General features: G+C 59.4%; 13 protein-coding genes. 12 read left to right on the top strand and 1 reads right to left on the bottom strand.

The window, feature by feature from the left end:
* Positions 1-9: 9 nt before the first annotated feature.
* The 12 genes from trmFO to ACTQ48_RS06970 all read left to right on the top strand — a co-directional run bounded on the left by trmFO (position 10) and on the right by ACTQ48_RS06970 (position 12,607).
* Positions 10-1,347 (top strand): methylenetetrahydrofolate--tRNA-(uracil(54)-C(5))-methyltransferase (FADH(2)-oxidizing) TrmFO, encoded by a 1,338-nt coding sequence (gene trmFO / locus ACTQ48_RS07025; RefSeq protein WP_441570459.1) that lies wholly within the window; start codon positions 10-12, stop codon positions 1,345-1,347.
* Entirely contained in the window at positions 1,311-2,264 is a 954-nt protein-coding gene (locus tag ACTQ48_RS07020) for a tyrosine recombinase (RefSeq protein WP_441570483.1), read from the top strand. The genes trmFO and ACTQ48_RS07020 overlap by 37 nt, the downstream gene beginning before the upstream one ends.
* Positions 2,265-2,494: 230 nt before the next feature.
* Positions 2,495-3,223, top strand: coding sequence for a 30S ribosomal protein S2 (rpsB, locus tag ACTQ48_RS07015; protein ID WP_055285135.1), 729 nt, complete (start codon positions 2,495-2,497; stop codon positions 3,221-3,223).
* A gap of 45 nt (positions 3,224-3,268) precedes the next feature.
* Positions 3,269-4,138, top strand: a complete 870-nt coding sequence (gene tsf, locus ACTQ48_RS07010; protein WP_022094736.1) for a translation elongation factor Ts — start codon at positions 3,269-3,271, stop codon at positions 4,136-4,138.
* A 117-nt stretch (positions 4,139-4,255) separates the two neighbouring features.
* A complete protein-coding gene (gene pyrH, locus ACTQ48_RS07005; RefSeq protein ID WP_154516255.1) occupies positions 4,256-4,978 on the top strand; it encodes a UMP kinase in 723 nt (240 codons plus the stop codon).
* A 2-nt stretch (positions 4,979-4,980) separates the two neighbouring features.
* On the top strand, positions 4,981-5,517 hold the full coding sequence (gene frr, locus ACTQ48_RS07000; protein ID WP_006236112.1) for a ribosome recycling factor: 537 nt from the start codon (positions 4,981-4,983) through the stop codon (positions 5,515-5,517).
* A 1-nt stretch (position 5,518) separates the two neighbouring features.
* Positions 5,519-6,313, top strand: a complete 795-nt coding sequence (locus ACTQ48_RS06995; protein WP_441570458.1) for an isoprenyl transferase — start codon at positions 5,519-5,521, stop codon at positions 6,311-6,313.
* A gap of 2 nt (positions 6,314-6,315) precedes the next feature.
* The gene (locus ACTQ48_RS06990) at positions 6,316-7,215 is read left to right on the top strand and encodes a phosphatidate cytidylyltransferase (protein WP_441570457.1); all 900 of its coding nucleotides are present in this window, start codon (positions 6,316-6,318) and stop codon (positions 7,213-7,215) included.
* Positions 7,215-8,402: a 1-deoxy-D-xylulose-5-phosphate reductoisomerase gene (gene dxr, locus ACTQ48_RS06985; protein ID WP_441570456.1), complete on the top strand. Its 1,188-nt coding sequence runs from the start codon at positions 7,215-7,217 to the stop codon at positions 8,400-8,402. Before ACTQ48_RS06990 ends, dxr begins: the two co-directional genes overlap by 1 nt.
* 25 nt (positions 8,403-8,427) lie before the next feature.
* Positions 8,428-9,789, top strand: a complete 1,362-nt coding sequence (locus ACTQ48_RS06980) for a M50 family metallopeptidase (protein WP_441031074.1) — start codon at positions 8,428-8,430, stop codon at positions 9,787-9,789.
* 13 nt (positions 9,790-9,802) lie between these two features.
* A complete protein-coding gene (gene ispG, locus ACTQ48_RS06975; RefSeq protein WP_441570455.1) occupies positions 9,803-10,885 on the top strand; it encodes a flavodoxin-dependent (E)-4-hydroxy-3-methylbut-2-enyl-diphosphate synthase in 1,083 nt (360 codons plus the stop codon).
* Positions 10,886-12,607 (top strand): proline--tRNA ligase, encoded by a 1,722-nt coding sequence (locus tag ACTQ48_RS06970; RefSeq protein ID WP_441570454.1) that lies wholly within the window; start codon positions 10,886-10,888, stop codon positions 12,605-12,607.
* A 162-nt stretch (positions 12,608-12,769) separates the two neighbouring features.
* On the opposite strand, the gene ACTQ48_RS06965 is transcribed toward ACTQ48_RS06970, so the two are convergent.
* A partial coding sequence (locus ACTQ48_RS06965) for an IS3 family transposase (RefSeq protein ID WP_441015707.1) occupies positions 12,770-12,842 on the bottom strand: 73 nt, incomplete at its 5' end.

Below are 12,842 nucleotides of genomic sequence, written 5' to 3'. Positions count from 1 at the left end.
TGTTTGCAGATGCTGTTTGATCAAGTGACGGTTATCGGTGGCGGTCTGGCGGGATCGGAATGCGCGATTCAGCTGGCAGATCGCGGGTTTGCCGTAAAGCTGTGCGAGATGCGGCCGCTGGTGACCTCTCCTGCCCACCATACCGATCACTTGGCGGAGCTCGTCTGCTCCAATTCGTTTAAGTCGACCCGACCCGATTCTGCCGCCGGCCTGTTGAAGGCCGAACTCGAGCGTATGGGTTCGGTGCTGCTCGACTGCGCTCATCGCGCTGCCGTTCCCGCTGGCGGCGCCTTGGCGGTCGACCGTGTTAAATTCTCCGAGCTCGTCGAGGCCGAGGTTGCCGCCCGTCCCAATATCGAGGTCGTTCACGGCGAGGTCACCCAGATTCCCGAGGGCCATGTGGTTATCGCCGCGGGTCCCTTGTGCTCGCCGGCGTTGAGCGGGGAGGTCATGAAGCTCGTCGGTGGTGATTCCCTGGCGTTCTTTGACGCCGCGGCCCCGATTGTCGATGCCTCGACGCTCGATATGGATGTGCTGTTCTCGCAGTCGCGCTACGAGGAGCAGGGGAGTGGCGACTATCTCAATGCCGCGCTCAACAAGGAGGAGTACGAGGCCTTTATCGAGGCGCTTACCACGGCCGATCGCGTGGTGCTCAAGGACTTTGAGGGCGGGGACCTCTTCCAGGCCTGTCAGCCAGCCGAGGAGGTTGCGCGCACGGGCAAGGATGCCATCCGCTTTGGCGCTATGAAGCCCGTCGGGCTCACCGACCCGCGCACCGGTCGCCGTCCCTGGGCGGCGATTCAGCTGCGCGCCGAGAACAAGGAGAAGACCGCCTATAACCTGGTTGGTTTTCAGACCAACCTGACCTTCGGCGAGCAGAAGCGCGTTTTTCATATGGTTCCCGGTCTGGAGAATGCCGAGTTTTTCCGCTATGGCGTCATGCATCGCAATACCTTTGTCGATGCTCCCCATGTGCTCGATGGGACCTTCGCCGTGCCCGGCACGGGCGTGCGCCTTGCCGGACAGATTACCGGTACGGAGGGTTACATGGAAGCGGTCGCGACGGGTCTCCTCGCTGCGCTCAATACCTATGCCGAGGCTATCGAGGTTGCTCCTGTCGAGCTGCCGCGCGTGGGCGCTCTCGGCGCGCTCGTGGGCTATGCGACCGATCCTGCTACGGTCGGATATCAGCCCATGCATGTTAATTTTGGCCTGGTGCCTCCCCTCGAGGACGGTAAACGCCGCAGCAAACGTGAGCGCTATCAGGCCTATGCGGATCGCGCCCTTAAGGCCTTGGATTCCTATCTGGAATCGCGCTCCGACTTGTTTGGAGGCGACCGGTCATAGCCTTTGACCTGTACGGTGCCGTCGACTCGTTCATAGCCTATATTGCACGCGTCGAGGGGCTTTCTTCTAACACTGTTATCGCTTACGGCTCTCGTCTGGAGCGTTTTGCCACTTGGTGCGAGCGTGGGGATATCGATGCACGCACGGCGGACGTACGTACCGTTCGTATGTATCTGGCGGAGCTGTCGCGCGAGCAGGTGGCGCCCAGGACGATTGCGGCGCACCTGTCTGCCATTCGTTCGTTCTATCGATGGATGGCTGCCGAGGGTCTTATCGATGGAGACGCTGTCTCTGCGATTGCCTCGCCCAAGCTTCCACGCGATTTGCCCGGAGTGCTGACCACCCAGCAGGTTAAGGCACTGCTTGCAGCGCCAGACGTTTCAACGCCTGCGGGACTGCGCGATGCGGCGATGCTCGAATTGCTCTATGCATCCGGGGCTCGCATCTCTGAGCTTGCGGCACTCAATGTTGAGTCCATTGCTTGGTCCGAGCGAACGCTGCGGCTTTGGGGTAAGGGGAGCAAGGAGCGTATCGTGCCCCTGTATCGGCGTGCTCTCGATGTGACCCACCGCTATATTGAGGAAGGAAGACCGGAGCTTCTTGCTCAGGCAAAGCGTGGCGACGGTACGAACGGTGTGCATCCGCTGTTTATCTCGGCACGCGGCAACCGTATGAGCGCCGCCATGCTTAGGCGACGGTTTCATATGTTGGCGACGCTTGCGGGTATCCCTTCCGATATCGCCCCGCATGCGATGCGCCATACTTTTGCGACCGATTTGCTCGAGGGCGGAGCGGACTTGCGCTCTGTCCAGGAGTTGCTAGGGCATGCAAGCTTGTCCACCACGCAGATTTATACGCATCTCACGCCCGATCGGCTCAAACGCGCCGTTACCCAAGCTCTTCCGCGCGGCGAATAAGGCAGGAGATGGGTTCTATCCAATCGATCGCGCGTCCGTGTGTGTGGTTTTGATTTCGGGTTGGCAGAAAGATGTAATCCTGCTATCATTCATCGGGTTGCTTCACGGCAACAGGTTTTTATCACGCACGCGCGGCTACTTCATACCGTGGTGCCCGGGCTTTGGTAGCACATGTCCGGGTTGGTTTTGGAGGATGACCCCGCGCGGAGGCAAACCACAGGAGGTTTAACATGGCTACCAAGATTAATATCCGCACCCTGCTCGAGGCCGGCTGCCACTTCGGTCACCAGACCCGTCGCTGGAACCCCAAGATGAAGCCGTTCATCTTCGGTGAGCGCAACGGCATCTACATCCTCGACCTCAAGCAGACCATTCTTGACGCCGACCAGGCTTACACCTTCGTCAAGAACGTTGCCAAGGGTGGCAACGTGCTGTTCGTCGGCACCAAGAAGCAGGCTCAGGAGGCCGTCAAGAACGCCGCTGAGCGCGCCAACATGCCTTACATCAACCAGCGTTGGCTCGGCGGCATGCTGACCAACTTCGTCACCATCCGCTCCCGCATCAACCGCATGGAGGAGCTCGAGGCCATGGTCGAGGACGGCCGCATGGCTGTTCTTCCCAAGAAGGAGCAGGCTGTTCTGGGTAAGGAGCTCGCTAAGCTTCAGACCAACCTCGGTGGCGCCCGCGACATGAAGGGTCTGCCCCAGGCTCTCTTCGTCATCGACACTAAGCGCGAGGAGAACGCCATCAAGGAGGCCCAGCGCCTGAACATCCCCGTCGTCGCTCTGATCGATACCAACTCCGATCCCGACGAGGTCGAGTACGGCATCCCCTGCAACGATGACGCCATCTCCGCTGTCACCCTTATGTGCGAGCTCATGGCCGACGCTTGCCTCGCCGGCTCCGGCAAGGAGCAGGTCTCCGAGGCCGAGATGGCCGCTGAGCCCAAGGCCGAGTAAATCAGTCCTAATTAAGTCTTTTTCATCTCTTTGAAAGGAACCACAATGGCCCAGATTACCGCCGCTATGGTCAAGCAGCTCCGCGAGATGACCGACTCCCCGATGATGGAGTGCAAGAAGGCTCTCGTCGAGGCTGACGGTGACATGGACGCCGCTGTTGACGTTCTGCGTAAGAACGGCCTCGCTAAGGCTGCCAAGAAGGCTGGCCGCGAGACCAACGAGGGCGCTGTCGCCGCGTTCGTCTCCGAGGATGGCAAGACCGGCGCTCTGCTCGAGCTCTCCTGCGAGACCGACTTCGTCGGCTCCAACGCCAAGTTCACCGGCTTTGCTTCCAAGGTCGCCGAGGTTGTCGCCACCACCGAGCCGGCCGATGTCGACGCTCTGCTCGAGAAGCCGATGGGCGAGGAGACCGTTTCCTCCGAGCTCACCGAGATGATTCACATCATGGGCGAGAACATGAAGATCTCTCGCTTCGCCGCCCGCAAGGCCGAGAACGGCGCTCTCGCTTCTTACATCCACATGGGTGGTAAGATCGGCGTCCTCGTCGAGTTTGCTTTCGAGAAGGCTGAGACCGCTCAGGCTGAGTCCTTCAAGACCTTTGCCCACGACGTTGCCCTTCAGGTTGCCGCTGTCGCTCCGATCTGCGCTACCCGCGATCAGGTTCCGGCCGAGACCGTCGAGCATGAGAAGCAGATTTACATGGCTCAGGCTGCCGAGTCCGGCAAGCCCGAGGCCATCCAGGAGAAGATGGCTGTTGGCCGCCTGGAGAAGTTCTACAAGCAGTCCGTGCTCACCGAGCAGGAGTTCATCAAGGACAGCTCCCTCACCATCAAGAAGTACGCTGAGCAGGTCTCCAAGGAGCTCGGCGATACCATTACCGTCGTTGCCTTCGACCGTCTGGTCCGTGGCGAGTAAATAGGCTCTTGTAGCTGGTAATGAGCAGGCTGTGGGTTTTACTCACAGCCTGCTTTTTCATGGCTCTAAGCAGAGCCTTTGATATCATATTGAGAGTCTAATTAAAGGAGGATCGCTTTGTCCGACATCCGATATAAACGCGTGCTTCTGAAGCTTTCCGGCGAAGCACTGATGGGCGATGGCCACTATGGCATCGACCCCAAGATTACCGACCATCTTGCCAAGCAGGTCAAGGAGCTGCTCGCCGTTGGCCATGAGGTCGGCATCGTTGTCGGCGGCGGCAATATTTTCCGCGGCATGGCTGGAGCTGCCGGCGGTATGGAGCGTGCTCAGGCCGATTACATGGGCATGCTTGCAACCGTTATGAACGCGCTCGCCCTGCAGGATGCCTTCGAGCATAACGATGTTCCTTGCCGCGTTATGAGTGCCATCCAGATGAACGAGATTTGCGAGCCCTATATTCGTCGTCGCGCCATCAATCACCTGTCCAAGGGCAATGTCGTTATCTTCGCAGCCGGCTCGGGCAATCCGTACTTTACGACTGACACCGCCGCGGCCCTTCGCGCCTGCGAGATCGGTGCGGAGATTCTGATTAAGGCCACCAAGGTCGACGGTATCTACGACAAGGATCCCGTCAAGTGCGCCGATGCCGTCCGCTTTGACAAGATCACCTATCACGAGGTGCTCGTCCGCGGCCTGCAGGTTATGGATTCCACGGCTACGGCCCTGTGCCAGGATAACCGTATGCCCATTTTGGTCCTCAACATCGATGGCGAGGACAACGTCAAGCGCGCGCTTTCGGGTGAGCCCGTCGGCACGCTCGTCTATCAGGAGGATTAAGCATGGCAGAGAACATCACCGCCCACATGGACAAGTCGCTCGAGTCCCTCAAGCATAACTTCTCCAAGGTCCGTACCGGCCGAGCCAACGCTAACATTCTGTCCGACATCACCGTCGATTATTACGGTGTTCCCACGCCGGTCACGCAGGTTGCCGCCGTAAAGACCCCCGAGGCCCACATGCTGCTCATCGAGCCGTGGGATAAGGCGCTTATCAACGCCATCGTCAAGGCCATCGGCGCTTCCGATCTGGGTATTACCCCCAACTCCGATGGCACCGTTGTTCGTCTTCCGTTCCCGGCTCCCACCGAGGAGCGCCGTCGCGAGCTCGTCAAGGAGTGCCGCGAGTACGCCGAGCAGGCCAAGGTGTCTATCCGTAACATCCGTCGCGACTTTAACAACAAGCTCGAGCGCGATGAGGAGCTCACCGAGGACGACGTCCGCCGTGAGCAGGCCAAGGTGCAGAAGCATACCGACGAGTATGTCGCCAAGGTCGAGGAGCTTCTGAAGGAAAAAGAAGCCGAGGTCATGGAGATCTAAGGTGCAATACGACGAGAACAAACTGGTCGAGTACTTTGCCGACGCCCCTGCGGGCGTCGGTTTTTCCGACCTTGACCTCAATAACATTCCGCGCCATATCTCGTGCATCATGGACGGTAACGGTCGCTGGGCTACGGCGCGAGGTCTTGCCCGTACCGAGGGCCACAAGGCGGGTATCGTCTCCCTTCGCGAGATTATTACTGCCTGCGTGCGTCTGGGTGTCGACGTGCTTTCCGCCTATGCGTTTTCAACCGAAAACTGGAACCGCCCGCAGCATGAGGTTAACGTCTTGATGCATCTGTTTGCCAAGACGTTTATCGATGAGCTGCCGCTTCTGAAGCGCGAAAACGTCCGTGTTGTCTTTTTGGGTGATATTTCCGCGCTGCCCAAGAAGACCCGCGACGTTTTTGAATGCGGTCTTGCCGAGTGCGCCGATCACACCGGTATGACGCTGGCGCTTGCCGTCAACTACGGCGCTCGTGCCGAGATTACCCGTGCCGCCCGTCAGCTTGCGCTCGATGCCGCCGCCGGCAAGATCGACCCTGCTGCTATCGACGATGATATGGTCGCTTCGCACCTGTACACCGCCGGTCTTCCCGATCCCGAGCTGGTCATTCGCACCTCTGGTGAGCTACGCCTATCGAACTATCTGCTGTGGCAGGTGGCTTATTCCGAGTTCTATGTCACCGATACCTATTGGCCTGACTTTAATCGTTGGGGCCTTGTTGACGCCATTTTGGCCTATCAGGGCCGTGACCGTAGGTTTGGTGGACTGAGCAAGACCGAGGAGGCTTAATCGTGTCCGATCGTCCCAAGGCATCTGCTCCCAAGACGCCTACGCGCAAAGCTACCACTGCGGGAGCGCCTGCAGCGAAGAGCGGCACCGGTTCGTGGCTTGCGGGCTTTATTACCCGTGCCGCCGCCGGTATCGTCTACGCCGTCGTCTTTATCCTGTGCCTGGTTTTGGGTATCGTGCCCACCGCCATTTTTGTCTCTGTCATGAGCGGGCTTTGCTGCTTTGAGTTTTTCCGTATGACGAGGCTCGATGGCAAGGTCGCCAACGAGCATCTGGGCATTATAGCCGCCGTGCTCTTTCCGTTATCGGCGCTTGGCGATTCGCTTTTGCTGAACGCCCTGCTTTTTGCACTGATGCTCGCGGTGGGCATTTGGTATGTTTGGTCGCCGCGTACCCGCATCTCTGATGTGGCCGTGACGCTCATGGGTCCCATCTACACAGGCTTTATGCTGTCGGCTATTGTGCTGCTGCGCGATGCCGTGCCCGGTTTTGCCGGCGCCCTGCTTTCAGTGGGTGTTTGCGCGTCCCTTTGGGTCTCCGATTCGTTTGCCTACATCGTGGGCAGCCGTATCGGCAAACACAAGATGGTCCCCAAGATCTCTCCCAACAAGAGCTGGGAGGGCTTTGTTGGTGGCATCTTGGGCTCGGTTCTCATCTGGCTCATTTTGTGGGTGACGCATCTCTATAAGCTGAGCTTGCCCTATGCGCTGCTTTGCGGCGTGGTTGTGTCCATCTTGGGCGTTATCGGCGACCTTATCGAGTCGCGCATCAAGCGTGGCGTGGGCGTCAAGGATTCCGGCAACCTTATCCCGGGCCACGGCGGCATGCTCGATCGTAGCGATTCGCTTATCTTCGGCTGCATCACTGCGCAGCTGATGCTGATGATCGGAGGCGTGCTGTAATGTCCTTCCAGACGACCTATGGCTCCGATGGACGTCTCCGTGTTGCCATCCTGGGCTGTACGGGCTCTATCGGTACCCAGGCGCTCGATGTTTGCCGTCAGCATGCCGATCGTCTGCAGGTGACGGCGCTTTCCGTTAATTCCAGCACCTCCGAGCTCGTTGCGTTTGCCCGTGAGTTTTCGGTTCCGGCTGTTGCCATCGCAGATACCGCTCACGGGTCTGATGCCGTGCTGCAGGAGTTGCCTCAGGGCACGAACGTCGGCGTTGGTGCGCAGGCGGTCTGTGATCTCGCGTGCCGTGATGATGTCGATTGCGTGCTCGTTGCCATTGTTGGCGCGGCTGGTCTCGAGGCAAGCCATGCTGCCTTGATCTCGAATAAGCGCCTTGCCCTTGCCAATAAGGAGTCGCTCGTTGTTGGCGGTGACCTGCTGATGCCGTTGGCACAGCCCGGTCAGCTTATCCCGGTCGATTCCGAGCATTCTGCAATTTACCAGTGCTATCTGGGTGAGAATCCGCGCGAGGCCCACTGTATTTGGCTTACCTGCTCGGGCGGTCCGTTCTTTGGCCGTTCGCGCGAGGAGCTCGACCGTGTGACCCGTAATGACGCCTTGGCGCATCCCACTTGGGCTATGGGTGCCAAGACCACGATCGACTCGGCTACCCTCATGAACAAGGGCCTGGAGCGTATCGAGGCGATGCGCCTGTTCGGTTGCGGCCTCGACTTTATCAACGTGGTCGTGCAGCGCCAGTCAAAGATCCATTCGATGGTCGAGTTTGCCGACGGCTCCGTGATGGCGCATCTCGGGGCATCTGACATGCGCATTCCCATCCAGTTTGCCTTCTCGTATCCCGAGCGCTGGGATACTCCGGCTCCGCGCATCGATTTCCGCGAGTTGGGTCAGCTTACCTTTGCTGCGGCCGACATGGATACGTTCCGCTGCCTGGCGCTGGCCGAGCGTGCGGGCAAGACGGGCGGCACCATGCCGTGCGTGCTCAATGCCGCCAACGAGGTCGCCGTCGATGCCTTCCTGCATGATGGCTGCAGTTTTACCGATATCGATCGCATTGTGGAATCCTGTATGGATGCGCATGATGCGCAGACGGTCGATTCGTTTGAACAGCTTCGCGGTATCGATGCGTGGGCGCGTGAAAAGGCCGCGCAAGTGCTCGCCGCAACCCGTTTTTAACCCATAAGGATTGCTTTTTCGTTTTATGGAAACTGTTCTGAGCGTTCTCTCATCGGTCTTTTGGGGCCTGCTGATGCTTTCCGTCCTCGTGTTTTTGCACGAGGGCGGCCACTTTTTGGCGGCGCGTGCCTGCGGCGTCCGGGTGACTGAGTTCTTTTTGGGCCTGCCGTGTCGCTTTGATATTCACCATACGTCTCGTCGGATCGGCACCAAGTTTGGCGTGACCCCGCTGTTGCTGGGTGGGTATGCTGCCATCTGTGGCATGGATCCGACCGATGTCTCGTATGCCGATCGCGTGCTTGCCGCCATCTATCGCCACGGCCGTGTGACGGTGGCCGATCTTGCCGTCGAGCTTGAGCTGTCCGAGGAGGATGTGCTCGAGGCCTGTGCTTTGCTGCTGGGTTGGGGCTCCATAGCTCCTTGGTATGAAGAAGGAGAAAAGCCTTCGCCTGGTTACTATCCCACCAAGTACCAGACCCTGCCGCGTGATGCGGCGGGTTATACCACCTTTGACGGCCGTCGGTTCGATCGCGAGCACGCGACTGCCGAGGGTGATGTATGGGAACTGCCGTGCGGCGAGGCCGAATTCCTTGCACGCGAGCGCTCGCACACCTATTTGGGTCAGGTCTTTGTCAAGCGTGCCTTTATGCTGCTCGCGGGCATTATCGTCAATATCCTGACGGGCTTTTTGCTCCTTATGAGCATCTATTCCATCGCGGGTGTCACGGTGCCGGTGGACACCAATGTGATCGGCCAGGTTGACGAAGGCTCGATTGCCTCCGCGGCGGGAATCGAGGATGGCGACGCGATTCTTTCGGTCGACGGAGTATCGTGCTCTACCTGGATGGACGTTTACGATGCCATTGGCAAGGCTGCCGGTAAGGACGATATAGCCATTGAGTACGAGCGTGACGGCAAGAAGCATTCGACCACGGTTGCGCTCAAAGAGGACGAACGCCTAGGTGTGTATGTCTCTACGCAGGTGGTCCGTTTAGACCCCATCACGTCGGCTCGCCTGTCGTTCTCCTATGTCGTGCAGACAGCGCAGGGCGTGATGCGCCTGCTCCAGCCTCAGCATACGATGGAGATTCTCGATCAGTCCTCTTCGATCGTGGGTATTAGCGTTATGTCCTCGCAAGCTGCTGCTGCCGGCCCTGCCACGTTCCTTTCGTTTGCCGCCCTCATTTCGTTCTCGCTTGGCTTTATGAACCTGCTGCCCATCCCGCCACTCGATGGCGGCAAGTTGGTCATCGAGATCATTCAAAAGATTGCGGGCCGCGAGCTTCCGCTCAAGGTCCAGACGATTGTGAGCTATGTGGGCATCGCGCTCTTTGCGCTGCTGTTTGTCTATATGCTTCGTTCCGACATCCTTCGATTTATTCTGTAGGGGAGTGTTTGGATTGTCTTTATCCCATCCTTTGCCTCACGAGTTGACGCGCCCCGTGCATGTGGGCGGCGTGCAGATCGGTGGAGGCGCGCCGGTGGTGGTCCAATCTATGACCTGCACTGATACCGCTGATGCCCAGGCAACGCTTGCGCAAGTGTGCGCGTTGGCGCAGGCTGGCTGCGATATCGTGCGCGTGAGCGTGCCCACCGAGGCCGCGCTTGAGGGTTTCCGCACCATCTGTGCCGAGTCTCCGGTGCCGATCGTTGCCGACATCCACTTTAACCATAAGCTCGCCATTGGTGCCGTTGAGGCCGGTGCTGCCAAGCTGCGCATCAATCCCGGCAATATCGGCGATTGGGCCAAGGTTGACGCGGTAATCGATGCTGCGGGTGCCGCGGGCTGTGCGATTCGTATCGGCGTCAATGCTGGTTCGCTTGAGCAGGATATCGCTGGGCGCGACGACCTCACGCAGCCCGAAAAGCTCGTGATGTCGAGCGAACGTTTTGTCAAGCATTTTGAAGACCGCGGCTTTACGAACATTGTGCTATCGGCCAAGGCCCATAGCGTGCAAACGACGCTCGACACCTATCGTGCCCTGTCGCGTGAGATTCCCCACGTTCCGCTCCACCTGGGCGTTACCGAGGCGGGCACCAAGCTGCAGGGCACCATCAAGAGCTCGGTGGGCCTTGGAATCCTGCTGTCCGAGGGAATCGGTGACACCATGCGCGTTTCGCTCACGGCCGATCCGGTTGAGGAGCCGCCGGTCGCCTGGGGAATTTTGCAGTCGCTGGGCCTGCGTCGCCGCGGCCCCGAGATTGTCTCGTGCCCCACGTGCGCCCGCTGTCAGGTTAACCTGATCGCAATCGCCGAGGAAGTAACCGAGCGGCTTAAGAACTATGCCGCGCCGCTTTCGATTGCCGTCATGGGATGTGCCGTTAATGGCCCCGGTGAGGCTTCTGATGCCGACCTGGGCGTTGCTTGCGGACGTGGTCAGGGCCTGCTCTTTTCGCATGGCCAGATCATTGGTAAAGTAGCGGAGGACCAAATTGTCGACGCGCTTATGGCCGAGGTCGACAAGATTATTGAGGAGAAATAAATGACCCGAGCAATGTATATGTCTAAGCTGTATGCTCCGACGCTCAAAGAGGATCCGGCCGACGCTGAGCTTGCGAGCCATCGCCTGCTGCTCCGTGCCGGTATGATCCGCAAGGAGGCCGCCGGTCTCTATTCCTATCTGCCGCTCGCGTGGCGCTCGATTCGCAAGATTGAGAACATCGTGCGCGACGAGATGAACGCCGCCGGCGCCCAGGAGCTCATGATGCCCATCATGGTCGATGCCGAGCTGTGGCGTGAGTCCGGCCGTATCGATGCCTATGGCAAGGAGCTCGTGCGCTTTGATGACCGCCACGGCCGCGAGTTCGTGCTCGGCCCCACGCACGAGGAGACCGTGACTGCCCTGGTGCGCAACGAGCTGCGTTCATACAAGCAACTGCCGGTGAATCTCTATCACATCCAGGACAAGTTCCGCGACGAGTTCCGTCCCCGCTTTGGCCTGATGCGCGGTCGCGAGTTCATCATGAAAGACGCCTACAGCTTTTCTGCCACGCAGGAGAGCCTGCAGGAGGAGTACGACAAGATGAAGCAGGCCTACGCCAATATCTGCGAGCGCTGCTACATCAAGGCCCTGCCCGTCGTCGCCGATTCCGGCGAGATCGGTGGCGACACCTCCGTCGAGTTCATGGCGCTGGCAGATGCCGGCGAGGCTTCGCTGGTCTACTGCGACGATTGTGGCTTTGCTGCCGATGACGAGGCGGCAAGCACCAAGGTCGTTGTGACCGAGGGCCCCGGTGACGGCACACTCACCAAGGTCGAGACTCCGGGTATGGGCACCATCGAGGCCGTCGCCAAGTTCTTCGGCTTCCCCGAGAACGGTACGCGCAAGTCGCTGGCTCTCATCGACGCCGAGGGCAAGCCGGTTGTAGCCATCGTTCCGGGCGATCATGAGCTCAACGACTGCAAGGCCGAGCATGTCTTTGGCAAGGGCTATCGCATGATGACCGACGAGGAGCTCCAGACCTACGGTCTGCATAAGGGCTTTATCGGACCGGTTAACCTGCCCGAGGGCATTCGTCAGGTCTGCGACGAGAGCCTGCGCGAGTCCAAGCAGTGGGCCTGCGGTGCCAACGAAGTCGACTATCACTTTACCGGTGCCTGCCCCGAGCGCGACTTTACCGTCGACGAGTGGGCCGACCTGGTTACCGTCGTTGCCGGCGACCCTTGCCCGCACTGCGGCAAGCCGCTCTCCGCTGCTCGCGGTATTGAGGTTTCCCAGGTCTTCCAGCTGGGCACCAAGTACTCCGAGGCCATGGGTGCCACCTTTATGGACGAGGACGGCAAGGAGAAGCCGCTTATCATGGGTTGCTACGGCGTGGGCGTGTCCCGCTCGCTCGCTGCCGTCGTGGAGCAGCACAACGACGAGCACGGTATCGTTTGGCCGGTCTCCGTTGCCCCGTACGAGGTTGCGGTGATTCCGCTCGACCCCAAGAAGGAGGAGTGCGCTTCTGTTTGCGATCAAATCGTCGAGGGTCTGTGCGCCAAGGGTATCGAGGTTGTCGTTGACGACCGTGACGAGCGTCCCGGCTTTAAGTTTGCTGACAACGACCTTATGGGCTTCCCTTATCAGGTGGTGCTCGGCAAGCGCGGCCTTAAGAACGGCACCGTCGAGCTCAAGGATCGTGCCACGGGCGAGCGCGAGGATGTGGCGATCGATGAGGTTGTCGCCAAGGTGGCTGAGCTTGTGAAAGCAGCACGCCGTTAATCGAGCCCGCTGCGTTTAGTGCACTTGTTAAGCGGCCCTGCGTCTCTCGAGGTAGAGATGCAGGGCCGCTTTTGCGTCTAAGGGACATTTGTTGCTAAAAGGAAAACCCCGCAGCCCATGCGAGTGAACTGCACCCCAAAACCTGGACGGCTTAAATAAGAACTACGCCGCAAGGGACTGTCTCCGGAACTCCTCCGGGGTCAGTCCCTTCAGTTTAACCTGGCGCCTCCTCGTG

Origin of the sequence: Collinsella sp. Sow4_E3, from assembly GCF_052116285.1 — a bacterium.
Classification (GTDB): Bacteria; Actinomycetota; Coriobacteriia; order Coriobacteriales; family Coriobacteriaceae; genus Collinsella.
This window is presented reverse-complemented; position numbering and strand designations above follow the sequence as displayed.

Excerpts from the sequence above, each read along its gene's own strand:
- rpsB (WP_055285135.1), top strand. The coding sequence starts at position 2,495 with ATGGCTACCAAGATTAATATCCGCACCCTGCTCGAGGCCGGCTGCCAC.
- ACTQ48_RS06980 (WP_441031074.1), top strand. The coding sequence starts at position 8,428 with ATGGAAACTGTTCTGAGCGTTCTCTCATCGGTCTTTTGGGGCCTGCTG.
- trmFO (WP_441570459.1), top strand. The coding sequence starts at position 10 with ATGCTGTTTGATCAAGTGACGGTTATCGGTGGCGGTCTGGCGGGATCG.
- dxr (WP_441570456.1), top strand. The coding sequence starts at position 7,215 with ATGTCCTTCCAGACGACCTATGGCTCCGATGGACGTCTCCGTGTTGCC.
- ACTQ48_RS06970 (WP_441570454.1), top strand. The coding sequence starts at position 10,886 with ATGACCCGAGCAATGTATATGTCTAAGCTGTATGCTCCGACGCTCAAA.
- tsf (WP_022094736.1), top strand. The coding sequence starts at position 3,269 with ATGGCCCAGATTACCGCCGCTATGGTCAAGCAGCTCCGCGAGATGACC.
- frr (WP_006236112.1), top strand. The coding sequence starts at position 4,981 with ATGGCAGAGAACATCACCGCCCACATGGACAAGTCGCTCGAGTCCCTC.